A 22,210-nucleotide genomic window follows, 5' to 3' on the forward strand; every position below is an offset into this window, starting at 1 on the left:
CTAGCCCAATCTTAATCGCTCTTGTTCAACGCGTTGTTAATAGTTTAGCTGAGTGAACGCCAAAGGTCAAGCGTCACCGGCGTTCATTCTGAAAATAAATCCCGAATCTTCTCCCCAAAAAAATCCTGAGAACAACATACTGTTATTCTCAGGATTTTTATAGTTTACAATAGTTCAGCAATGATTTCTTCGTCTTGATTTAAGAATTGATCGCCAGCTTTGATTTCTGTCACTTTAATTCCAGCAAGTGAGCGTTCAATCAAGGCATCCACATCGATGCGTTGTTCGTAGAACCGGGTCTTATCTAAGTTAGGCCGGGTCTTCGGTGCTGGTGGTGCAAAAATGGTACAGCAATCTTCGAATGGCATGATTGATAATTCGTACGTATCAATATCCTTCGCAATTTCAATGATTTCATTCTTATCCATTGTCGCAACTGGCCGCACGATTGGCGTTGTTGTGACATCATTGATAGCCATCATACTTTCAAGTGTTTGTGAGGCCACTTGACCGACAGATTCCCCATTAAAAATGGCTAAACCTTGGCGCTTAGCACGGATTTGATCCGTTAAACGCAACATCATCCGCCGTTGAATGGTCATTAAGTAACCTTCTGGCACAGAATGCTTCACTTCTTCTTGAATTTCCGTGAATGGGACTTCGATAAACTTAATCCCACCAACGTATGGCACCAATTTCGCCGTTAATTCTTTGGCCTTATTCAAGGCATTGTCGCTTGTGTATGGTGGGCTAAAGAAATGCACCATTTCAATGTCGACACCCCGTTTGAGCGTTAAGTAACCTGCTACTGGTGAATCAATCCCACCAGATAACATCAACATTCCTTTACCGGCAGAACCGACTGGTAAGCCACCAGCCCCTTGAATCACTTGGTTGGTTAAGTAAATCGCATCTTGGCGAATTTCAACCCGCAAAGTAATGTCAGGTTTTTTCATTTGCACTTCTAATTCAGGTAATTCATCTGATAAGTAACCACCTAATTCGCGGTTCATATCATTCGTATCCAAGAAGAAATTGTGATCAGAACGACGTGTGTTAACTTTGAAAGACATCCCAGGTTTGCCGATTTCTTTCATCATGGCAAGCGCCATTTCTTTAACAGAATCTAAATCACGATCAACTTGGATACTTGGTGAGAAGTTTTGGATGCCGAAGACGTGACGGAGACGTTCGATAACGCCTTCTGCATCGTCGCCGTTTAAAACGATATGCATCCGGTCACGTTTAGGGTGAATCCGGAGTTGTTTATACTCGTGAAGCGCCTTTGTGACGTTCCCGTTTAACCGACCGATAAAATCGTTCCGGTTTTTACCCTTTGTCGAAAGTTCGCCGTAGCGAACCATAATTTCAGTGTATTGCATGCCTATCTCCTTTTAGATGGTAGTTTACGAATTAATTTTTTTGAAGCGTTCGTTAATTTGATCGAACGCTTTGATGAATGCATCCGCTTCTTCTAGCGTATTGTATTCATCGAGGGATACCCGAATGGCGCTTGGCGCAATTTTTTCATTGACGTGCATTGCCTTTAAGGTACTAGATTCAGTCCCTTTCTTCGAAGAGCAAGCACTTGTCGTTGAAATATAGATTTCGTGTTCTTCAAACGCATGAACCGTTGTTTCACCGCGAACACCTTTAATTGCGAAGCACAAAATATGCGGCGCAAAATCAGGCGTCAGTTGTGAAAACATAACCGTTTTATCCGATTGACTGATATGGTTAAAGAGTCGTTCTCGAATAGCTGCTTGGCGGTGTACTTTTTCAGTCTCATCGGTCAATAACAAACGTAAGGCTTTGGCCATTGCCGCGATGGCTGGCACATTTTCGGTTCCAGAACGTAAATCATGCTCTTGGCCCCCACCGGTTAAAAGCGGCGCTAAATGACGCCCGCGTTTCTTATACAAAATCCCAGTCCCCCGTGGGCCGTGGAACTTATGCCCTGATAAGGTCACAAAATCAACGCGTTCGTTGAAAATCGCCTCTTGAATGCCTTTGCCAATCCCTTGAACGGCATCAACGTGGAAATGAATATTAGGATAATCCTTCAAAATATCAGCAATGGCTTCAAGTGGCTGACACGTTCCGATTTCGTTATTAATGGCCATGATCGAAACTAAAATGGTATCAGGCCGCAATGCTGCTTTTAAGTCAGCCGGATCAATTCGACCAAACTGATCAACGGGTAGATAAGTCACATCAAAGCCTAATTTTTCCAGTTGCTGCATGGATTTAATGATGGCTGGATGTTCAACCGATGTCGTAATTAAATGTTTCCCAAACGCCCGTTTTTCAATTGCCGTGCCTTTTAAGACCCAGTTATCGCCTTCTGTTCCACCGCTGGTAAAGAAGATTTCATCGTGGTCTACGCCTAATAAATCAGCGATTTGTTGGCGTGATTGTTCTAAAATATGAAAGGCTTTTTCCCCAATCACATGTAAACTAGAGGGGTTGCCGAAGAACTGTTCACTAACCGCTTGATAGGTCTGAAGTGCGCCTGGCGCGATTTTAGTGGTGGCACTATTGTCAAAATAAATCATATCGATCCTTCTTACTAAAAATTAGTGTTTTAACGTTGTACATTATAGCAAATTGGTTATTAAAGACAACCAATTAATCTTTAACAAAACAAATCCGAGACAAAATGCGTCTTGTCTCGGACTGGTGAGCATCTAAGTGACTAATTAGTTGCGTCTGACTTTTGGTCGTAATAGGCCTTTTCAACTTGTGTGTAAGCACCTGGATCAACCTTTTCAAGGGCCGTTGCCAATAAGTCGACAGCTTTAGCATAGTCGTATTCTTCATTAAAAATGGTTTGGACCGTCACACAGGCTTCCTGGATGGCGGGAAAATCTGCACGATATCGGTTGGCATATTGTAACAATTGCTCCGTAATCAATGCACTGTCAATTAAGGTATCCGTCTTGGCCTTCAATTCATCTAAATCCTCTTGAACGAGAATTAATTGCTTCGCGATATCGTCTAAATTAATCTTAATTTGATTCAAATCATGATCAAGTTTTTGAATCTCATCAGAAACAACGAAGAAGAAATCCAAATATTTCTGTTGTAAACCAGGTAAATTAACCTTTTCAACAGCGCGCTTCAAGTTACGTAGTTCAAGTTCAAACTGGCGTAAGTTTTCATTAGCGACGACTTCGCCTTGATGCAAACTAGCAACCTGATCATGAATTGCTTGTTGTTTTTCTTCGATGACAGTTAGCCGTTCGTCAATCCCGGTCAAATCTTCAGCAATCGCCGTGTAAACCGCTTCGTGGTTGGCAATCTTCGCTTGGTGCCCTTCAACTAACGCCTGTTCTTCACCAATTTGCTTTTGTAATTGTTTGGCGCTTGCCAACTCACCATGTGTGAGTGCATAACTCTGATTGAGATGATCGAGTTCCAATAATAGCTCATGGTTCTGACGTTCAGCATGTTGCACGAATGTCGCGGTGGTTGGCAATTGCGTCGCGACTGCCTTCTTGGCAGTCATCTCAGCTTCTAATTGATCATATAATTGATCAATGCCACGTGCAATTTCATCGTTATTGGCTTCAACCGACTCAATGGCCAAATCACTTAACAAGGTAGTGCTCTTATCAAGTTGATCCATTAGTTGTTGTTGTTTGACTTCAATCTGCCGATCATCAAATTGATAATGTTCTTTTAACATTTGATGGTAGGTATCATTAATTTCAACCAGTTGTTCGGGAAACTCGTTAGCTAATTCGTTATAGCGCTTTGGAATCCGTTCCATCTGGTCTTCTAATTGCGTTGTTTCAGTAATTAATTTCTGCAAAATGGCCTTAGCCCCTAGATGGTCGCCGGCTGTTGTTAGTTCGTTGGCTTCGTCAAAATCCACCTCTAAGCGACCTAACGTTGCTTCAAGCACATCTAATGCAGGTCCAAACGAAAAACTCTTAGTCAACAAACGTTTACGTAGTTGTTGATATTGTTCTCGTAGACGCTGAATTTTTTGACGTGTATCGGCTTCATTGGCAAGTAGATTTTCTAAAGCATCTTGAACATCCAGTAAATCTTGATCCGTTTCAGTCAAGTACGCCCGCAATTGTTTGAGAATCCGTGCAACCTGAATGAATTGGTATTTGGCATTGGCCGTTTCCGCATCAAAAAGATAGCCTTCAATCGTGCTGAAGTTATGGTTGGTAATCTGCTCATATTGTTTTTCCCAACGATCAAAGTTTTGCAAACTTTCGCCCGTCAAATGTAACGACCGTAACTTCGTTAAGCGTTCCGGAATCGGCAACGCCATTAAGTCGCCTTTATGTGCTTCTAGTTGTTTAATTTGTTTGATAAAATAACGTTGATAAAAAACAACACTTAGGTAGCCAATCAGTGCGACGACTACGATTCCAATGAGAATGTAAAACATTCAAAGACACACCCTTTTACAATTTAAATCAGATTTGTTAGTCCGTTCATCCACTTCAATTCATTAAACTATGTTTGATTATAGCATGAATAAGATAACGGTTCAGCAATAATTAGCGATAAACTTTAGAAAAGCTACAATTTTAATCTGAATTTGCTTGACGTTGCCGCACACCGTACGCTATACTAGCCATTGTGTAAAATAATGCAGCAGTAAACGGTAAAGCCGTCAACAGTTCATTTGCCCAGAGTTTTGGTTCAATTGTGTAACCTTGCGGCTGCAAAGGTGAAGATTGTTAATAAGTGAACTGAACGATTACTAAGTTTACATCGGATTATTTTACTCCAAAACATTTATTGGAGGATTTTTTTATGTCACGTTATACAGGTCCAAAGTGGAAACTTTCACGTCGTTTAGGAATTTCACTATCAGGCACAGGTAAAGAACTTGCTCGTCGCCCTTACGCTCCAGGCCAACACGGTAACGACCGTCGCGGTAAGATTTCAGAATATGGTATGCAATTGAGCGAAAAACAAAAACTTCGTTTAATGTATGGTTTAACAGAACGCCAATTCCGGAACTTATTTGCTCGCGCTGGTAAAATCCGCGAAGGCAAGCATGGTGTTAACTTGATGATCTTGCTAGAACAACGTTTAGACAACATTGTTTATCGTTTAGGTTTAGCAAGCACTCGTGCACAAGCTCGTCAATTAGTAAACCATGGTCACGTAACTGTCGATGGCAAACGTGTTGATATTCCTTCATACGAAGTAAAACCTGGTCAAGAAATTTCAATCCGTGAAAAATCTAAGAACCTTGTAATCGTTAAGGCTGCAATCGAAGGCACAGTTGGTCGCCCTTCATTCGTTAGCTTTGATGCTGACACAATGAAAGGTTCACTTGTTCGTTTACCAGAACGTTCAGAATTAGAACCAGAAATCGACGAAGCCTTAATCGTTGAATTCTACAACAGATAAGCAGTTATCTGTTCAATTAAAAGAGTCAGACTTAGGTCTGGCTCTTTTTTTGCGCATTTAAAGACGCGTGCCTACTTAGCACACGCGTCTGATTTAATCTATTTAGTCTGTACCAACTCATATAAAGGCACCATCTTCATCAAGGTCGTTTGAATATCGGCCATGAGAGCTTCGGGTTGGTCGAATAATGGGTTGTCTTTCAGATAAACTTTTCCGAGGAGCCACTCCCCTTTTTTGGTCTTAGCAAACTTATCTTGAATCAGTTTCAAGTTCTCCGATGACATTGGGAATTTTTGCTTGGTCATGTGATCGTAGCTTAAATCATAGTCGGCAAAGTCCCTTAAGAGGCTTTCTGTTTGGCTTGCCAATAACGGTGCGTAATCCGTCTTATCTGGCATCTCAGCCATTAAAGCAAACCAAACGAAGATCCGATCATCCCAAAAACCGACTTCAAAGTGCGGTATCATCTTATACCCGCGTGAGCTCTCACTAAGTGCCATCCAAGTATTCATTGGTGGATTTTTGAAGCGGCGTAAATGCTTGGCAATATGCAACGAGAATTCGCGTTTTGTTTCTACTACGAGTTCTGCTTGCAATTGCGTACCAAATACTTCAAACTTTGGATCAAGTTGCGTATAAATCTTGTCTAACCGGCCCTTTAAGGTTTGGTCATCAAAAATATCAAAATCAGCACGTGTAAACATCTTTTTCCTCCAACATGGTATACTTAGGTTTAATTCTAATATAGCACAATTCAGAAATGAGGCGACTATTTTGTCAGATAATGATCAATTACAACAACACTTGGATAGTGCCATGCACGGCGCACCACAAACCAATCCCGATGAACGCCGCCGCTACCTCGGCTCATTACGTGAACGCGTCTTCTTAGGCATTACTAACCAGGAACTCGCCACTGCGCAAGCTAAATTCGAAGCGCATCTTACGGATTATAAGCCCTATTCCGTCTTATTAAACGGCAAGAACCCCGCTGCTACCGATTATTTAGTGGCCCTTTCAGCACACGGGATTCCGTTCACGCTCGTTAACAACGAAACAGTCAAAACCGAACCAACGGCCTTCGGTTTGTTAGTGGTTGCCAAAGACGCGATTAACCATGAGGCAATTACGCTCGATACACTATACCCTGATCCAAAAACCACAACGCAAGATGCACCCACCAAAAAAGGTGGTTTCTTAAAACATCTTTTCGATTAACACTAAAAAGGCCCGCACAGTTTAACTTGTGCGGGCCTTTTTGCATTACTTTAGTCGGTTTCAATCGCTAATTCTGGGAAAAGTAATTGTAAGACAGTCATTGAAACGCGCCGCGCTTGACCCATCATTGGGAACAAGTGCATCAACATCGCTGGATTGTAGTTTGCTTCTAGCACAACCGTCATCTCAGGGTGCTCCGGATCATATGGTTGGTATAAGTTTGGCACAATGATATCGATTCCCGTGATATTGAGGTTCAAAATTTCAGCAACCTGTTCAGCAATCGCAAAGTAACTTTGATCCATCTCATCGGTCACGTCAACCGAATCACCACCATTTGAGACGTTGGAATTTTGTAGTAAGAAGACCTGTGAACCACGCAATGGCACATCTTCAGGGCGGTAACCTTGTTGTTTCAACATGAGCAATTCCCGTTCACCGAGGCGAATGTTTTGCAACGGTGTCAGGTGCGCTTCGCCGCGTAATGGGTTGTCGTTTTTCTTAGCAACAAGTTGGGCGATTGTTGAACGACCATCCCCCACGACATTGGCTGGAATCCGTTCTAAAACAGCCTGGACCTTATGATTCATCACTAAGAAACGGTATTCCGAACCCGCAATGAATTCTTCAACTAAAATTTGCTGATCGTACGTTTGTGCCAGTTTAAAAGCAGCAATGAAGTCCGCTTCACTTGGACGCGTTAAAAATGTGGTAATGCCCGCCCCCATGTTACTGTGTTTTGGTTTAATGACAATCGCGCGCTGACCAAACGCCGCTTGATAATCTGCTACTGCCGTCTCTAAAGCGGTATATTCGGCACCCGCTGGCACCCGCATACCATGACTTGCCAATAAAATTTTAGTCACTACCTTATTATCCACTAACGGCCCACTAATTAGCTGATCTAAACTCGTTATATTCCCATTTTTGACTAATTCATGATGATGTTGATAGGTCAGCTCAATAAATTGTTCATCGCGATCCAAAACAGCCACATGCAGCCCTTTTTGGAAAGCGTCAAACATCAGCATTTGTGTTGATAATTCCATATCCGTGTATCCCTGTAACTGATAGGGAGTCTCTGTCAGCTCACATTTAAAACGTTTTGCCTGTTTGAGGGCAAATGCCTTTAGCGAGTCCTCTTCAATCGCTTGTGTTAAGCGATAACTCAAGGTTTGTCGATGGTCCTGAACACGCTCATTCATCACTGTCCAAGCTTGTTTAAAACGCTCATTCAGATGATAATCCGTAATGAATTGGGCCAAATCGGCCATCACAGTTTCCAATTGTGTTTGGAGCTGCGATGGCTGCAGCGGATTCTCTAATGCTACTGTGTCATTTAACTGACGACCCGTCTGAATCTGAGTGGCTAAATCACCGGATAATTTCGGCAAGGATAATAAGTACATAAAGAATAAGTGTAAGAAGTCTAGCTGTTGTTGATCAATCCCCGTCGCAGTATACGGGTTAATATCAAACCCCCGAAATTCTAAATAATCCACACCAGTCTCTAACATCTGATCCAATGAGTGACTCCGTAACCGCACAGTTCCGTAAAATTCGCGTTCCGAAATTAAGTCGCCATTAGCAATCGCTTGGCGCATTGAATCAACATATGCGGCAACTGAATCAAAATGAATTAATAATTGCTTATTGCTGTAGCCGAATAATTCACTCGAGCGTAAACTCCGTACAGGGTGTTCTGGTAATTTCGTCATATCTTCTAAAAAGCCTGGTTCCGCTATCGGACTCGCACCAAATAAATACGTTAAAACATAGTGATAACGCACGTAATTTTGCGCAATCTGGATGTACAACGCATCGCTAAAATCTTTTAGACTCACATAGTGATCATGATAGTATTCATCAAATAAACGCACAATTAACGTCGATGACAGGCTAAAATTATAATGGATGCCAGAGACCATCTGTAGACGTCGACCGTAGCGCTTCGTCAAATAGTCACGATAGGCTTTTACCGCCGGTGTGTATTCTGAAATTGGAATGGTTAATTCATCGTCTGGTAACAACGGTGGCATGCTGAGGGGCCAAATATATTCCGAATCGGCCATACTTGATTGCAATACTTGTTCGAGCGCTAATAATTGTTGTTGGACATCTACGGTCTGTTCGAAGGTATCCGTAACCAGTTCCGTTTGCATCTCTGCAAAATCAGTCGCAATGTATGGATGAAACGTTCGCGATCCTAACTCACTGGGGTGCGGTTGTTGACTCAATGCGCCCAATCCGGTCACTCGCTGCCCCTCTTTTTCGACCCCAAAAGCACCTTGGTTCAATAAAGGTGTTAAGCGTAATTGTTTAATGTTCTCAAATAATTGATTAGGCATTTTGAAACCTCTTCTTAATTCAGTCTTATACAACTCATTATACACATCCCTAAAACCTTTTAAAACGATAATCACTACGAATTTGCGCGACATGTTATACTAGGAACAACCTAAACATTAAAGGATGAACGCTATGCAACAACCTCTCGCATTTCGCATGCGTCCGACTAACATCGATGAAGTTGTCGGTCAGACGCACTTAGTGGGGCCGCAAAAAATCATTCGCCGAATGGTTGATGCCAAACTCCTCTCATCAATGATTCTCTACGGACCGCCTGGTACTGGTAAAACGAGTATCGCTAGTGCCATCGCCGGTAGTACCCAGTACGCTTTTCGCATGCTGAATGCTGCCACTGATAGTAAAAAAGATTTACAGATTGTCGCTGAAGAAGCCAAAATGAGTGGCACCGTGATTTTACTCCTCGATGAAATTCACCGCTTGGATAAAACCAAACAGGATTTTCTCTTACCACATCTAGAAAGTGGCCGCATTATCTTAATTGGTGCAACTACCGAAAATCCATATATCAGTATCAACCCTGCCATTCGGAGTCGGGCCCAAATTTTTGAAGTCAAGCCCCTCACTGAAGCCGACATTCATGTTGCCATTCAACGGGCACTGACAGATAAAGAAAAAGGCTTAGGTGCACTAGCCATCAATCTCGATGAAACGGCTGAACAATACCTTGCCCGCGTCACAAACGGTGATTTACGGAGTGCTTTAAACGCCCTCGAACTCGCTGCTCGTTCAACACCAGCGAATCCAGACACCAACGTCATCGACATCGATATTGACGTTATTGAAGAATGCGTGCAGAAAAAAGCCATTACTCATGATAAAGATGGCGATGCCCATTACGATGTCATCTCCGCCTTTCAAAAATCAGTCCGTGGCAGTGACGTTGATGCTGCGCTCCATTATATGGGCCGTTTGATTGAAGCCGGTGATTTAATGTCGATTAGTCGGCGCTTGATGACAATGGCCTACGAAGATATCGGCCTCGCCAACCCTCAAGCCTGTGCCCGTACAGTCGAGGCAATTGCTGCGGCTAAACAACTTGGTTTTCCCGAAGCCCGGATTCCACTGGCCGTAGCAGTGATTGATCTCTGCTTATCTCCAAAATCAAATTCGGCCATCACCGCAATTGATAACGCGTTAGCTGATATTCGCGCTGGCAAAGCCGGTGAAGTCCCCGATCATCTCCGTGATGCCCATTATGCAGGGGCTGAAAAACTTGGCCACGGTGTCGACTACAAATATCCTCATAATTATCCCAACGACTGGGTCGCGCAAGATTACCTACCAGATAAGCTCTTAGGTAGTCATTATTACGAAGCAAAAGCAACTGGTAAATACGAGCAAGTCCTCAAACAACAGCTAGAACGCTTGCGCCAAGCCAGTCCGCATAAGTGAACGGTTACAAAAGTGTTGTGTTAACATCACGAGCGTGCTACTATAATAGTAGGATTTCTAAGGTGTGCGCGTCTTCCCACCTTATGTTGACCGATCAAGTAATTCGTTAATGGGACGGATGAGTTATTAGCGAGTGTAGACTTTTTCGCGAAGGAACCAAGTCTAATAATAATCTGACCCACCTGCATTTTCTAGCGGGCTCAACTATCGGGAAGCATCTACGGCACCACTAGATTTCCCAAAGTCCAACGACTTTGACCGGGCTAACGTTTACGTTGGTCCTTTTTTGTTGATTATTTTAGGAGGTTGCACATTGATTCAAATCGCCATAATCGTTTTTTTAATCATTATCGCCCTACTTGGTGCGATTTTATGTTACTACCAAGACAAGAAGTTCCTACTCTTTGATTTAACTGAAAACCGGCATTTAGGTCGATTGATGTACTTTTCAGGGATTGCACTCATCGGTGTAGCGATCTGCGGGGCTTTGATTTACTGGCTATTGCCACTAGTCTGGACATTGGTGACGCTCGTTGCTGCCAGTTTAATCGCCGGCTTAGTCGGCCTTAGCTTTGCAACTAACCTTTAAGATTTACTTTTGGCACTGAACTAGCGTATAATAAAGATGTAAAATTAAATGAGGTGATGACAATGTTACAACAATACAAGCACATTTTGGTCGCAATCGATGGTTCTTATGAAGCTGAACTCGCTTTCCGTAAAGCAGTTGAAGTTGCCCTTCGGAATAACGGACAACTCCACTTGATTCACGTTATCGATACCCGCGCCTTCCAAAATATCTCTAGTTTTGATTCCGCAATGGTTGAACAAGTCACAGAAACAGCTAAGAAAACAATGGACGAATACATCGTGACTGCCAATGAACTTGGCTTAAAAGATGTTGACTATAGCATTGAATATGGCGCACCAAAGAGTTTAATTGCCCGCGAAGTACCCGAAAAGAAAAATATCGATCTCATCATGATTGGTGCAACTGGTTTAAACGCTGTTGAACGTCTCTTGATTGGTTCTGTAACGGAATACGTTACTCGGACCGCCGTTTGCGACGTGCTCGTTGTGCGGACAGATTTAGATAATAAACACGCACTCAACAAGAAACGCAGTAGCATTGGTCACGAAGAAGCATAAATTAGCAATCAAAAAGCCGGGACGCTTATGTCCCGGCTTTTTTTAGTGGTTAACCACTTATTCAGCCAATTGTTGATCAACTTGCACAATAATCTCTGGATGATGCCGGATTAACGCCAATGTTTTAGCAACCGTTAAATCCTGTAAGGCGTTCTCTCGATGAAGCACATGTTCTGCACGACCAAGAATGAAATACAATGCATCAAGTAAGTAAAGACTTTGCTTATCGATTGCTTCGTCAATCGCAAGCTGAGCGTACTTAATCGCACCTTCATAATCCTTCAATTCAAAAAGAATTCCCGCTAAGTGATTATAAATCTGCAACTCAACTTGGAAATCGGCCATAGCAAGTGGATCAGAATTCTCCAACATTTCAACGGCTTGTTCTGCATAAATCCGTACACGCTCTAAAGCGCCCTTCATCAAATAGGACTTGCTAATGCCGATAATACATAGAATACCGTAAACATCCGTCTGAGAAACAACGTATTGATTGAAGGCACGATTGAAAAAGAAAAGTGCATCGTCCGGTTTATTCTCCAGCAATAACTTAATTTGACCTTGGAAATAATAATACCGTTTGTAATCATCTGCTTTGACCAGTTGATCTGTGTAGATCTGCTGAATCAAATCACGTGCTTTTTTGAATTCATTGGTAAATAACAATGCTTGCACACGACTCAACAAGACGTGTAATTGATCATCTTCTTGCACAATCACTGAGTCCAACGTAATTTCAAGCCGCTTACAAATTTCCAAGAGAATCTTTGTGCTTGGCACCTGTTCTTTTTTCTCAATTAAGCTAATTGTTGCTTGCGTACAAATCCCCTTAGCTAACTCCGCTTGAGACATCCCCCGTGCTTTACGGATTTGTTTTAGTTTATCCCCTAATATTCTCATTTTAAATACTCCAATTACATCATTATTTAATTTGGCAAATTCTATAATTAATCCGAACAGAAATTAAAAAGCCCAAAGCAATCACTTACAATGGTAGTAGCTAATTCCAACCAATATAGGGAGTGATTACTTTGGGTACATCTACTTTATCACGTTTTCAACGTGGCGCACTAGCACAACTGGTCAATGAGGGGAATAAATCTTACCAAGTAATGGCTGACGCCTTAGGCGTCGCCAAAGCTACGATTAGCTATGAGTTGGACCGAGTTAAACCTTATGATCCAGAATTAGCTCAGCAAGATGCAGATCGCAAAAGGCGGAATTGCGGTCGTCGTTCGATGCTGACGGCAGCATTAGCGACTTTAATTACCAATCACTTACGATTAACCTGGTCACCAGAAACCATTGCGGCCGCTTATAACTTGAGCACTGCGTCAATTTATAATTGGCTTAATCGTGGCTGGCTCCCCTTCAAATTGACTGATCTACCCAATCGGAATGTCCGCCAGCACCGAGTGAGCGAAAATCGTGGGAAATTTACAAGTGGGACTTCCATCGAACAACGGCCAACAACTGTTAATCAACGGTTAGCTTTTGGTCATTGGGAAGTAGATACGGTGCTTTCTAGTCGAAGTGAGTCACGATCATGTCTGGTTACATTCGTAGAACGTAAGACCCGACTTCTATGGGCCATCAAAGCCCCTAATAGAACGGCTAAGGCTCTAAACACCGCCTTTGGCAAGTTTATGGGGGCCTTCGGTCCCCAAGTAAAATCCATTACTGTTGATCATGGTAAAGAGTTTGCCAATTATCAGGCCTTAGAACAGGATTATCAGATCAAAGTTTATTTTTGCCATCCATATTCACCATGGGAGCGAGGTTCCAATGAATATTTTAATAGACGGTTACGCTGGTTCTTCCCGAAAAAGACCAATTTTAGCCAAGTAACGACTGATGAGATCCTAGCAGCACTTGAACTAATTAATCAACGACCATTAAAAATACATCATCAACAGACTGCCATTGAAAGATTCCGGGCTTGTTCGGATTAAACTTGTAATTTGCCATTTAAAATTAATTTCCGGAAAATATAACCCAATTAAGTAATTTACATCAATTAGCAATGACGCTACTAGTTGCGTTTATTATACACTATGAACTAGTTATGTGGCATTACTTATTTTTTTATCCAATAAGTATTTTACACTACATACTAAACATTACCAAACATTTATCTTTAATTAATTGTTAAGGTGTTGTTCGATAGTACGACAAAAAAACGGCTTCCTGCAGCGGAAGCCGTTTTTTATAACGTTGCTAATATTGCCGGAACTTCTTTTAATGATTCAATTTGATAATCCGCTGCCGATTGATCAATCGCGAAAAGTGGATCAAATGGTTTTAATGCGATGACGGTTAAACCAGCCGCCTTCCCCGCTTGAATCCCCAGTGCAGAGTCTTCAATCGCAACCGCCTCGGTTGGTTCTAAATGCATTCTTTTAAGCGCTTCTAGATACACATCTGGTGCTGGTTTATTATGCGCAATCTCTGCACCACTAACAACCGTTTCAAAATAAGGTTCTAACGCGGTTTCCAACAACATTTGTTGAATAATTCCGCGCTCACCAGCGGACGCCAAACCGATTTGATATGTCGGTGCAACGGTTGCTAATAACGGTTGCGCGTCTGGGTTCATGATATTTTTAAAAACGATTGGATGAGCCGCTTTATACGACGTATAGCCGTTTTTAATTGCCGCTCGTTCCAAAACAGTATGGTTTGGAAACAACTGTTTTAAAACGGCATTCATATTGGAACCAATTTGTTTACGACTTTCCTCTGCCGTTAGTCGTGCGCCAATTGCATTCAAAAATGCTAAGCGTTGTTCAAAATAGTACGGTTCACTATCCACTAAAACGCCATCGACGTCAAAAATAATCCCTTTTACTGTCATCTTCTCTCAATCCTATCTGGTTAATTAAAATAAATCTGAAATCTTCCGTAAGTAATCCGCAATTTTATCAGGTAATTCAGGTTGTAGCAACAATGACTGTAAAAAGCGATTGCGGTTATACCACCGATTCCAAAAACCAACGGTCTCCTGTGGTGCCATAGTCAACAATGAACGCTGCCACTCCTGTAAGACGATTAAACAATAATCGACATAGAGTTGATGCTTGTTCATTAAACTGATTAGAACGTTCGTCAGATGACTATCTTCACCATATGCGAGTGCGTTATCAGAGAAGCGATACGCCTGTAGCACAATTGCCATCATCAAAATCTTATCCGCACGTTGGATTTCAGGTGTTTCGTTAAGTTCTGACCAGACATTGATGATATGCGTCATCGCATGCGCCCAGCCTTTACCATCAACGTATCCTCGTGAATCTAATTCGATGACTGTATAAGCCATTACTCGCCGTTCAATTGCCAATAATTCGGCCGTACTTAATACATGATAAAAAGTGCGGTTAGCATATAAAATCCCGGCCAAAAACATCGCGCTAAACGAACGTAAAAAAACAGCGTCATTTTCAGGTTCTAAAATATGCGCGAATAAATAATCATCTTGCAATAAGCGGTCCTTGACCCAAATCAATTGGGCTGGGGTTAAAACCGTCTGCCGTAATAATCGATTGAATAAGTAAAAAACACCTTTATCGCGCACTTGCGAATCTGGGCTTGCAAGATGCCTTAATAAATCATCGAGCTCTTCATCGCTGATGGTCGCTTCTTTGCCTTTGGTTTTAATTCGCTCATCAATTGCTGTGATTCGTTGCAAGACTGACTCGTTGTCCTCAGGTACTACGACATGTGTCCGCCGCGTCTTATATTGGACGCCATCCATGACGACCAATACTTTTTCCGGAATTGATTGATAGATGTCCCCTTTAATCAATGCACTACGAATCGCGTCTAACTGTTGCATCACATTTTGAACTTCCTTCATCAATCATCACCCACTCTCTACTGAAAACATCTCATAACTAACTATTATAATGCATTCGGCCACAGACATAAACTATCAATCCTTAAACAGGCCCACGATATGACAAAATCGTCACCTCGCTTAGAATAAATTCCACCTTTAGACTGAATCAATGTAACTTCTAGCTTGATACGATTAAGACATCAATTCACAAGGAGTGTCAATCATGAAAAAAATCATTCTATTACTGTTCTCACTTGGACTAATTGTTATCGGCGGTCCAATTATCGGATCAGCCACAACTCAGAATATGACGGACGGCAATGACCTTGCCCAACAGTGGGACCGGTTCAACCTCTTAATTCCCAGAGAAGCCGTCTATGTTAAAACAGCACACCAATACGGGACACAACAAGCACATGGCGATTACCTTTACCGGCAACCTGCTTACCGTGCTGATGGCAGTCATTACGAAGTCGTTTTCCAAGCGCCGCGCGCACTAAAACCTAATCACTACTTAAAATTAGATGCCAAGGGGCGCTTCGTCAATTCTTGGACTGTCGTTTCAAAATCTGAATTGCCCGTTAAACTGCAGTCTAGTCTATAATTGTAAAATACAATCGAACTAAATGCTGTTAATTGCGAAATACAAACGAGGGATTTCGCTTTTTTCATTGCTTACATTTAATAAGTATGCTATATTATTCGCATGCACTGATAAAAACGATTTCACAAGGGAGTAATGAACATGACAGAATTATTCGATTTACAACAAACACGCCGGACAATTTATGCACTTGGCAAAAACGTTTCAATGAGCGAAGCTGAATTATCAGAATTAATCTTCAACACCATTAAAGAAACACCAACTGCTTTTAACGCCCAAGGTTCACGCGCCATTATTCTCTTTGGAAAAGCAAATGAAACACTTTGGAACGATATTACAGCAACTGCCTTAAAACCATTAACACCTGCGGAAAACTTCCCAAGTACACAAGCTAAATTGGCTTCATTCACCGCTGGTGTCGGGACAATCTTGTTCTTTGAAGATCAAGACGTTGTTAAGAATCTTCAAGAAAACGTGCCATTATATGCCGAAAACTTCCCAACATGGTCAGAACAAGCTTCAGGCATGGCACAATATGCCACTTGGTTAGCCCTCGCAGAAAAAAATGTGGGTGCTAGCTTGCAACATTATAACCCAGTAATTGATGAAGCCGTTACTGCAAAATGGAACATTCCATCAAACTGGAAACTTCGTGCGCAAATGCCATTTGGTTCAATCGAAAATCCAGCCGATGCTAAAGACTACAATACCGATGCAAGTCGTTTCCAAACCTACACAAACTAATTTTAAACCGAATCGACCAGAGTGCGCATGCACTCTGGTTTTTTATTTTACCCAACAAAAAAAGCGACTCGCATCCGCGAACCGCTTTTTACTTTAAGGAGAATGAGAGATTCGAACTCTCGCGTGGGCAGAACCCACCTGACGGTTTTCAAGACCGTTCCCTTCAGCCAGACTTGGGTAATTCTCCATATCAAATCTTACAACGTTTATTATAATATCAAGTTCGCTAATCACTGTCAAGCCTGTTTTTTAAAAATAACTGCTATTTACACCCGCCCACCAACTCGGTATCATAAAGGGGTGCATTTAAAATCAAGTAAAACTACTTGGACTGGTTCGGAAACTTCCCAGAATAAAAAACTAAGGATCTCAAGGAGGTTAGAAATAAATGCAAACTCGCAAAATCATTATCGATTGCGATCCAGGCATCGATGACACGCTCGCTTTGAATTTGGCCATTCAATCGCCAGCCGTGGAAGTCGTTGCAATCACCATTGTTTGCGGCAACGTTCCCGTCCAAATCGGCGTGGACAATGCCTTTAAGTGTCTTGAACGCCTCGGGCGGCTCGACATTCCCGTTTATGTTGGTGCGGATAAACCGCTCCATAAACCATTTGTCAGTGCGCAGGATACGCATGGCATGGATGGTTTAGGTGACAGCCATATCCCGCGCCTATCCACTATTCAACCGGCACAACAATCCGCCGCTGATTTTTTAGCAGCCACTTTTAGTCAACCGAGCGATATCAGTATTATCGCACTCGGACCATTGACCAATATTGCGACTGCGCTCCAGCGAAATCCAGATTTAGGTCGGCACTGTGCCCGCTTTGTTTCAATGGGTGGGACCTATAAGAGTCACGGTAACTGCTCACCCGTTGCTGAATTCAACTACTGGAGCGATCCGGATGCCGCACTGTTGGTATTCGACCAACTCGATCAAAAGATTGAAATGGTTGGCTTAGACGTGACCCGCGAAATTGTCTTCACGCCAACATTGCTGGCTTATTGTCAGCGTGTCAATCCTGAAGTCGGCGACTATCTAAAAGCCATCACCCAGTTTTATTTTGATTTTCATTGGCAATATGAACACATTATCGGCTGTGTGATCAATGATCCATTAGCAGTCGCCTATTTTATCGATCCAACCCTTTGTCACGGCTTTGAAAGTTATACCACCGTCGAAACAACCGGCATCAGCATTGGCCAAACACTGGTTGACCGGTTCGATTTCTGGCACCGTCCTGCCAATAGCCTCATCTTAACTAAGGTGGACACCAATCGTTTCTTTGAACAGTTTTTGACCGTCGTTTTAAATGCACAAGCAACCCTCATTAAAACGGACTTACCAAAACTTAGATAAGGAACCTATTATGCGAAAATTTAAAACACAACACTTAACCATTCTGGCACTTGCCATTGCACTCAATTACGTAGGCGCTAACATTGCCCTATTTTTACGGTTACCAATCTATCTCGATAGCGTCGGCACCATTTTAGCCAGCACCCTATTAGGTCCTCTGGCAGGCGCATTAACTGCCACTTGTAGTAGCATCATCAGCGGTGTCACGACCGACTTATTTGCGCTTTATTACTTGCCAGACGGTCTATTAACCGGCTTACTCGCTGGATGGCTCTTATACCACCACCAACGGACGAAACGCGAGTTACCCCTTGTTGCTTTAGGTGTCGCCATTCCCGGCACAATTGTCAGTTCATTAATCACTTACTTCTTGTTCCACGGTATCACCTCTTCAGGGTCAAGTTTAATTGTACAACTACTAAGCGGCTTGGGACTAAATCAGTTTGTCAGCATTACACTGGTTCAAGCCGGTACGGATTATCTGGACCGGCTCTTGGCAATCATTGTGGTGACACAGGTTTGCGTCCACCTCAAACAAAAAATCAAGACACTCTAATTAATTAAAAAAAAGCAAGTGTGCTTCTAACATCAATTAGAAACGCATTTGCTTTTTTTAGTTTTGCATCAGTAACGTGACATACTGTTCTAGATAATCTCGGTCGACCTCATCGTAAGCGCCAACGACGCGGTTATCAAGATCCAAAACACCGATTAGTTGATTAGCCTTGATCATTGGCACAACAATCTCAGAACGTGCAGCCGAATCACAAGCGATATAATTCTGATGTTGCGCCGTGTCTTCTACAATTAACGTTGTGTGCTTTGCGGCGGCTTCACCACACACCCCTTTACCTAGTGCAATGTGCATACACGAGACGTTTCCTTGAAATGGGCCTAAAATCAGCTCAGCATCTTGATACAGATAATAACCCGCAAAAACAGTCTCCGGTAATATTTGATTTAATAACGCCGAAGAATTTGCTAGATTAGCAATTAAATTCGTTTCACCTGCCAGCAAAGCAGCTTGTTGTTTTAAGAGCATTTCGTAAGCCTCGACTTTAGCTTCTTTTGATTTAAACATCACAATCACTTCCTCTTTTCAAGCTATTATAGTGGAAGCTTGCTGCGTTAGCAATTCAAAACATCCCTTAATTTCGACATTAAAAAAACCGCACATCGGCGGTTTTTTTAATGAAAAATTGTTTTATTTCTTCGATAAACTGTCTCTGGTTCGCCCTCTTCATGATTGACGTACCGCGCAATCGCGTATAAATAATCAGAGAGCCGATTCAAGAAAGTTAATACAGCTTCGTTAATCGGTTCTACTTCCTGCAAGGCGACGACTTGGCGTTCAACACGCCGCGCAATTGTCCGACAATATTGTAGTTTCGCTGCTGATGGTACTCCCCCAGGTAAAATAAATTCTTTTAAAGCAGGTGGAACATCTGCATACTGATCAATCTTAGCTTCTAACCATTTCGTGTATGCGTTGTCTGTCCGATACCCCCGCGAATCATCCGGCGTCGCTAAATCTGTCCCACAGTCAAACAGAATTTGTTGAATCTCAACCAATTCCATTCTCAATGCCGGATAATCAGGTAAATCACTGATGACGACACCTAAGTATGAATTTAACTCATCAACACCCCCGTATGCTTCCACACGAATTGCGTTTTTGCGCACTTTTTGACCGCCGATAATTCTGGTTAATCCCTTGTCACCGGTCTTTGTATATAGTTTCAATCCGTAGCCTCCTAAAACTGTCATCCATTATCAATTTTAGTGTACCACGTTTGAAAGCGAATTTTTGGCGTTGCTTAATTTTTAACACTTGTCTGCTTGTATCAATTTAAGTAATGCCTCAATTCGACGGTACGAAACATCACATGTATCGCCATTTGCAAATATCACTTGATGCGTCTCCTTATCAATCCGTACGACTTTGTCCGGATTCACTAGGATACTCTTATGGGCTCTGAAAAATTGTGGCAATTGCGCTTGAATCGTCACGATTTTCCCTACAAATTCACTTAACCGATGATCACTGTGTAAGAAGACGTGCCGTGCTTTATACGCTGTTTCGAAATAATTAATCTCTTGAATTGCCACTTTTTCAAACGATAATCCATCATCATATTCAAAATGAGCTGGTTCTTCAGCTAATGGCACCTGTTGTTGTCGTAACTTAATGGCATCGTTAATGGTTGCTTGAATATCTGCACGAACCTGTGCTAACCCGCGATCCTTCAAAATAAAATTCAAAACATTAATTCGGCGTTGAATGGTTTCCATTAAAAGTTCGTCATGTGTTGAAACGAACACAATCTGTGCATATGGATCCAATTCACGAATTTTAAGCGCCAATTCCATCCCATCCAGCACGTCATTCTCTAAATCAATATCAAGAAAGTAAACGCCCCCTTGCGTTTGACTTTCTTGTAAAAAAATTAATAGGTCATAGCCATTCTTAGTCTTCAAACGCACCTGAGCATCCAATATATTTTGTTGAATATATGCCGTTATAATCTCTTCATAACTATCTAGTAAAACCTGTTTATCATCACATAAAAAAATATCAACCATGGGTCTCCTCCTGTTCAACAACAAGCATTGCAACGAAATAGTCTCCATCTTGTTTTAACATTAAGCTAAAATCTGAGCGCATATCCGTGATTTCTTTAGCAGTTGTGAGCCCAAGCCCGCGATTAATCCCCTTCGTTGAATAACCAGCCTGATAAAGCTGACCAAATTCTACTGGTGTATTAATCGTATTTTTGACACAATAGACCATCTTACCCTTTTGCTCGAATAAACTGACACTGATTGAACCATCTTTAATATCATTTACCGCGTCAATTGCATTATCCAAAAAGATTCCCAGAATCCGTAATTCATCAAAATACTGTTGTTGTTGCTTAAATAAATCCGGTTGAACCTCTAAATTAAAGGGAATCCGATTATTATGTGCTTCAATATACTTGCTAAAAATAATGCCTTTAATATAAGCATTATTAATCTCTTGAAACCGTCCAATTGCCTGATCTTGAATCGTGTCAAAGTTATAATGCGTTAGTAAATCATGAAAATCCTGCATTAAAACTGGGCTCCCTTGTTCATTGATAATTGTCTCTAAAGCCAATAAAGCATTGGCGATATCGTGGCGAAACTTGCGTATTTCACGGTAGTTACGCTCTAACTGTTCAACATACAGCGTTAGATTTCGCTGACTTTCTTGTTCTACGTTGATTCTATTTTGGCGAATCACAGCTTTCGTATACAAAAGCATTCCCACAATCACCAAAACTAATAGTAATAGCACAAGTCCTAACACAAGGTACAAATATTCAACCGGCAGATTCGCATGCTTAAAGCTATCAAAAAGCACCATCACTGCCACCACAAATAACGCGAGACCGGCTAAAATCGTGCCGGCCACGCACATACCGTATGAAGCAATGGATGCTTTAATAAGCTGATCTAACCGTTGGACAATTAATCCTAATCCGGCTGCAATCAATAATTGACTCAACATAATTAAACACACCATTTGCCAATTAAACTGGCTACTCATCAGATTATCAAGGCCCTTTAAGTGAGTATACCCAATTAACCCCACCGTTGTCAGAACCGATGATAGCATCACGATGATGTAACTAAAGATGGTTGCGATAATTAACGCATAACTTGTCTTTAATTTACGCAGATTTTTAAAGCCATTTAACCAACCATATAATCCAACAGTTGCCAAAATCAGCCATAGCTCTTCAAGAAAATTTCCAATTAATAAATCCATTCCCTGAATAAAAGCAATGCCGACTCCAACTGATAATAGTAGTTGAAATCTGTTCGTTCGTTTCAACTTCCCCGTCAAAAATAATACTAATAGTAGAAACGAACTAAACGTACTTAGATTAATGATAATCTGCATTGCCAGCGGCATTTTCATTGCCATGCATAAAACTCCCTACTCGAACCTTAATTCCAAAACCAGAAAATTAAATTTTGAATGTTACTCATCATTATCATACCCCTCCTTTCATATTATGAATACCCATGATTGGTGACTCATTTCGATTTTATCACGTAATTTTTTTAAAAGGATTAAATGTCATAAACGTATACTTGTCTGCATTAAACGTATATAATTAAT

22 protein-coding genes, 1 tRNA gene, 1 other RNA gene, 1 riboswitch and 1 other annotated feature (1 of these 26 cut by a window edge) are annotated in these 22,210 nt (G+C 41.7%); of the genes, 11 read left to right on the top strand and 13 right to left on the bottom strand.

Annotated elements, in window-relative coordinates; genetic code table 11:
• Nucleotides 1-38: a binding site (T-box leader), on the bottom strand (it extends 180 nt beyond the left edge of the window).
• A gap of 126 nt (nucleotides 39-164) precedes the next feature.
• The 3 genes from thiI to ezrA all read right to left on the bottom strand — a co-directional run bounded on the left by thiI (nucleotide 165) and on the right by ezrA (nucleotide 4,408).
• Complete coding sequence (thiI, locus tag LCU_RS03310; protein ID WP_004270694.1) at nucleotides 165-1,382, bottom strand: tRNA uracil 4-sulfurtransferase ThiI; 1,218 nt, start codon at nucleotides 1,380-1,382, stop codon at nucleotides 165-167.
• Nucleotides 1,383-1,406: 24 nt separating this feature from the next.
• Nucleotides 1,407-2,555, bottom strand: a complete 1,149-nt coding sequence (locus LCU_RS03315) for a cysteine desulfurase family protein (protein ID WP_056966618.1) — start codon at nucleotides 2,553-2,555, stop codon at nucleotides 1,407-1,409.
• A gap of 140 nt (nucleotides 2,556-2,695) precedes the next feature.
• Nucleotides 2,696-4,408 carry a septation ring formation regulator EzrA gene (ezrA, locus tag LCU_RS03320; RefSeq protein WP_056966616.1) on the bottom strand — a complete coding sequence of 571 codons (1,713 nt, stop codon included), beginning with the start codon at nucleotides 4,406-4,408 and terminating at the stop codon, nucleotides 2,696-2,698.
• 371 nt (nucleotides 4,409-4,779) lie between these two features.
• On the opposite strand from ezrA, the gene rpsD reads away from it, so the two are divergent.
• Nucleotides 4,780-5,385: a 30S ribosomal protein S4 gene (gene rpsD, locus LCU_RS03325; protein ID WP_054644552.1), complete on the top strand. Its 606-nt coding sequence runs from the start codon at nucleotides 4,780-4,782 to the stop codon at nucleotides 5,383-5,385.
• Nucleotides 5,386-5,483: 98 nt separating this feature from the next.
• Here the strand turns inward: rpsD and LCU_RS03330 are convergent, their stop codons facing one another.
• Nucleotides 5,484-6,089: a DUF1054 domain-containing protein gene (locus tag LCU_RS03330; RefSeq protein WP_056966613.1), complete on the bottom strand. Its 606-nt coding sequence runs from the start codon at nucleotides 6,087-6,089 to the stop codon at nucleotides 5,484-5,486.
• A 70-nt stretch (nucleotides 6,090-6,159) separates the two neighbouring features.
• Here LCU_RS03330 and LCU_RS03335 point away from each other — a divergent pair, with 70 nt between their 5' ends.
• The gene (locus LCU_RS03335) at nucleotides 6,160-6,603 is read left to right on the top strand and encodes a YueI family protein (RefSeq protein ID WP_056966611.1); all 444 of its coding nucleotides are present in this window, start codon (nucleotides 6,160-6,162) and stop codon (nucleotides 6,601-6,603) included.
• A gap of 50 nt (nucleotides 6,604-6,653) precedes the next feature.
• Here the strand turns inward: LCU_RS03335 and gshAB are convergent, their stop codons facing one another.
• Nucleotides 6,654-8,951: a bifunctional glutamate--cysteine ligase GshA/glutathione synthetase GshB gene (gshAB, locus tag LCU_RS03340; protein WP_054644554.1), complete on the bottom strand. Its 2,298-nt coding sequence runs from the start codon at nucleotides 8,949-8,951 to the stop codon at nucleotides 6,654-6,656.
• 133 nt (nucleotides 8,952-9,084) lie between these two features.
• Here gshAB and LCU_RS03345 point away from each other — a divergent pair, with 133 nt between their 5' ends.
• The 4 genes from LCU_RS03345 to LCU_RS03355 all read left to right on the top strand — a co-directional run bounded on the left by LCU_RS03345 (nucleotide 9,085) and on the right by LCU_RS03355 (nucleotide 11,514).
• Nucleotides 9,085-10,365, top strand: a complete 1,281-nt coding sequence (locus LCU_RS03345) for a replication-associated recombination protein A (RefSeq protein WP_035186837.1) — start codon at nucleotides 9,085-9,087, stop codon at nucleotides 10,363-10,365.
• A gap of 51 nt (nucleotides 10,366-10,416) precedes the next feature.
• Nucleotides 10,417-10,605: non-coding RNA, 6S RNA (gene ssrS / locus LCU_RS10215), on the top strand.
• A 73-nt stretch (nucleotides 10,606-10,678) separates the two neighbouring features.
• Nucleotides 10,679-10,954, top strand: coding sequence for a hypothetical protein (locus LCU_RS03350; protein ID WP_004271026.1), 276 nt, complete (start codon nucleotides 10,679-10,681; stop codon nucleotides 10,952-10,954).
• A 62-nt stretch (nucleotides 10,955-11,016) separates the two neighbouring features.
• Nucleotides 11,017-11,514: a universal stress protein gene (locus LCU_RS03355; protein WP_039098570.1), complete on the top strand. Its 498-nt coding sequence runs from the start codon at nucleotides 11,017-11,019 to the stop codon at nucleotides 11,512-11,514.
• Between the two features lie 57 nt (nucleotides 11,515-11,571).
• Here LCU_RS03355 and LCU_RS03360 read toward each other — a convergent pair whose 3' ends face one another.
• Nucleotides 11,572-12,414 carry a helix-turn-helix domain-containing protein gene (locus LCU_RS03360; RefSeq protein WP_056967180.1) on the bottom strand — a complete coding sequence of 281 codons (843 nt, stop codon included), beginning with the start codon at nucleotides 12,412-12,414 and terminating at the stop codon, nucleotides 11,572-11,574.
• 131 nt (nucleotides 12,415-12,545) lie between these two features.
• Here LCU_RS03360 and LCU_RS03365 point away from each other — a divergent pair, with 131 nt between their 5' ends.
• Nucleotides 12,546-13,466, top strand: coding sequence for an IS30-like element ISLsa1 family transposase (locus LCU_RS03365; RefSeq protein ID WP_011373852.1), 921 nt, complete (start codon nucleotides 12,546-12,548; stop codon nucleotides 13,464-13,466).
• 254 nt (nucleotides 13,467-13,720) lie between these two features.
• On the opposite strand, the gene LCU_RS03370 is transcribed toward LCU_RS03365, so the two are convergent.
• Together LCU_RS03370 and LCU_RS03375 are read right to left on the bottom strand one after the other, a co-directional pair.
• Nucleotides 13,721-14,368, bottom strand: a complete 648-nt coding sequence (locus tag LCU_RS03370) for an HAD family hydrolase (RefSeq protein ID WP_004271015.1) — start codon at nucleotides 14,366-14,368, stop codon at nucleotides 13,721-13,723.
• A 24-nt stretch (nucleotides 14,369-14,392) separates the two neighbouring features.
• Entirely contained in the window at nucleotides 14,393-15,367 is a 975-nt protein-coding gene (locus LCU_RS03375) for a DUF2785 domain-containing protein (RefSeq protein WP_004271014.1), read from the bottom strand.
• 205 nt (nucleotides 15,368-15,572) lie between these two features.
• Here LCU_RS03375 and LCU_RS03380 point away from each other — a divergent pair, with 205 nt between their 5' ends.
• On the top strand, nucleotides 15,573-15,953 hold the full coding sequence (locus tag LCU_RS03380; RefSeq protein WP_004271025.1) for a YxeA family protein: 381 nt from the start codon (nucleotides 15,573-15,575) through the stop codon (nucleotides 15,951-15,953).
• Between the two features lie 141 nt (nucleotides 15,954-16,094).
• Nucleotides 16,095-16,697 carry a nitroreductase family protein gene (locus tag LCU_RS03385; RefSeq protein WP_056966742.1) on the top strand — a complete coding sequence of 201 codons (603 nt, stop codon included), beginning with the start codon at nucleotides 16,095-16,097 and terminating at the stop codon, nucleotides 16,695-16,697.
• A 96-nt stretch (nucleotides 16,698-16,793) separates the two neighbouring features.
• On the opposite strand, the gene LCU_RS03390 is transcribed toward LCU_RS03385, so the two are convergent.
• Nucleotides 16,794-16,884, bottom strand: a tRNA-Ser gene (locus tag LCU_RS03390).
• A gap of 138 nt (nucleotides 16,885-17,022) precedes the next feature.
• Nucleotides 17,023-17,067, top strand: a riboswitch (PreQ1 riboswitch).
• Between the two features lie 18 nt (nucleotides 17,068-17,085).
• Here LCU_RS03390 and LCU_RS03395 point away from each other — a divergent pair.
• Together LCU_RS03395 and LCU_RS03400 are read left to right on the top strand one after the other, a co-directional pair.
• Nucleotides 17,086-18,060 carry a nucleoside hydrolase gene (locus LCU_RS03395; RefSeq protein ID WP_056966744.1) on the top strand — a complete coding sequence of 325 codons (975 nt, stop codon included), beginning with the start codon at nucleotides 17,086-17,088 and terminating at the stop codon, nucleotides 18,058-18,060.
• A gap of 10 nt (nucleotides 18,061-18,070) precedes the next feature.
• Entirely contained in the window at nucleotides 18,071-18,616 is a 546-nt protein-coding gene (locus LCU_RS03400) for an ECF transporter S component (RefSeq protein WP_004271027.1), read from the top strand.
• A gap of 57 nt (nucleotides 18,617-18,673) precedes the next feature.
• Here the strand turns inward: LCU_RS03400 and LCU_RS03405 are convergent, their stop codons facing one another.
• The 4 genes from LCU_RS03405 to LCU_RS03420 form a co-directional block, all read right to left on the bottom strand.
• Nucleotides 18,674-19,141, bottom strand: a complete 468-nt coding sequence (locus LCU_RS03405; RefSeq protein ID WP_302682543.1) for a GAF domain-containing protein — start codon at nucleotides 19,139-19,141, stop codon at nucleotides 18,674-18,676.
• Nucleotides 19,142-19,248: 107 nt separating this feature from the next.
• Complete coding sequence (locus LCU_RS03410) at nucleotides 19,249-19,803, bottom strand: cob(I)yrinic acid a,c-diamide adenosyltransferase (protein WP_039099163.1); 555 nt, start codon at nucleotides 19,801-19,803, stop codon at nucleotides 19,249-19,251.
• A gap of 81 nt (nucleotides 19,804-19,884) precedes the next feature.
• Nucleotides 19,885-20,643 carry a LytR/AlgR family response regulator transcription factor gene (locus LCU_RS03415; protein ID WP_056966746.1) on the bottom strand — a complete coding sequence of 253 codons (759 nt, stop codon included), beginning with the start codon at nucleotides 20,641-20,643 and terminating at the stop codon, nucleotides 19,885-19,887.
• Entirely contained in the window at nucleotides 20,636-22,012 is a 1,377-nt protein-coding gene (locus LCU_RS03420) for a GHKL domain-containing protein (protein WP_054644681.1), read from the bottom strand. Before LCU_RS03420 ends, LCU_RS03415 begins: the two co-directional genes overlap by 8 nt.
• Nucleotides 22,013-22,210: the final 198 nt, after the last annotated feature.

Origin of the sequence: Latilactobacillus curvatus JCM 1096 = DSM 20019, assembly GCF_004101845.1 — a bacterium.
GTDB classification, from domain to species: Bacteria; Bacillota; Bacilli; order Lactobacillales; family Lactobacillaceae; genus Latilactobacillus; species Latilactobacillus curvatus.

Excerpts from the sequence above, each read along its gene's own strand:
- gshAB (WP_054644554.1), bottom strand. The coding sequence starts at position 8,951 with ATGCCTAATCAATTATTTGAGAACATTAAACAATTACGCTTAACACCT.
- LCU_RS03420 (WP_054644681.1), bottom strand. The coding sequence starts at position 22,012 with ATGGCAATGAAAATGCCGCTGGCAATGCAGATTATCATTAATCTAAGT.
- LCU_RS03315 (WP_056966618.1), bottom strand. The coding sequence starts at position 2,555 with ATGATTTATTTTGACAATAGTGCCACCACTAAAATCGCGCCAGGCGCA.
- LCU_RS03330 (WP_056966613.1), bottom strand. The coding sequence starts at position 6,089 with ATGTTTACACGTGCTGATTTTGATATTTTTGATGACCAAACCTTAAAG.
- LCU_RS03355 (WP_039098570.1), top strand. The coding sequence starts at position 11,017 with ATGTTACAACAATACAAGCACATTTTGGTCGCAATCGATGGTTCTTAT.
- LCU_RS03395 (WP_056966744.1), top strand. The coding sequence starts at position 17,086 with ATGCAAACTCGCAAAATCATTATCGATTGCGATCCAGGCATCGATGAC.
- thiI (WP_004270694.1), bottom strand. The coding sequence starts at position 1,382 with ATGCAATACACTGAAATTATGGTTCGCTACGGCGAACTTTCGACAAAG.
- LCU_RS03345 (WP_035186837.1), top strand. The coding sequence starts at position 9,085 with ATGCAACAACCTCTCGCATTTCGCATGCGTCCGACTAACATCGATGAA.
- LCU_RS03380 (WP_004271025.1), top strand. The coding sequence starts at position 15,573 with ATGAAAAAAATCATTCTATTACTGTTCTCACTTGGACTAATTGTTATC.
- LCU_RS03360 (WP_056967180.1), bottom strand. The coding sequence starts at position 12,414 with ATGAGAATATTAGGGGATAAACTAAAACAAATCCGTAAAGCACGGGGG.
- ezrA (WP_056966616.1), bottom strand. The coding sequence starts at position 4,408 with ATGTTTTACATTCTCATTGGAATCGTAGTCGTCGCACTGATTGGCTAC.
- LCU_RS03385 (WP_056966742.1), top strand. The coding sequence starts at position 16,095 with ATGACAGAATTATTCGATTTACAACAAACACGCCGGACAATTTATGCA.
- rpsD (WP_054644552.1), top strand. The coding sequence starts at position 4,780 with ATGTCACGTTATACAGGTCCAAAGTGGAAACTTTCACGTCGTTTAGGA.
- LCU_RS03370 (WP_004271015.1), bottom strand. The coding sequence starts at position 14,368 with ATGACAGTAAAAGGGATTATTTTTGACGTCGATGGCGTTTTAGTGGAT.
- LCU_RS03375 (WP_004271014.1), bottom strand. The coding sequence starts at position 15,367 with ATGAAGGAAGTTCAAAATGTGATGCAACAGTTAGACGCGATTCGTAGT.
- LCU_RS03405 (WP_302682543.1), bottom strand. The coding sequence starts at position 19,141 with ATGTTTAAATCAAAAGAAGCTAAAGTCGAGGCTTACGAAATGCTCTTA.
- LCU_RS03400 (WP_004271027.1), top strand. The coding sequence starts at position 18,071 with ATGCGAAAATTTAAAACACAACACTTAACCATTCTGGCACTTGCCATT.
- LCU_RS03415 (WP_056966746.1), bottom strand. The coding sequence starts at position 20,643 with ATGGTTGATATTTTTTTATGTGATGATAAACAGGTTTTACTAGATAGT.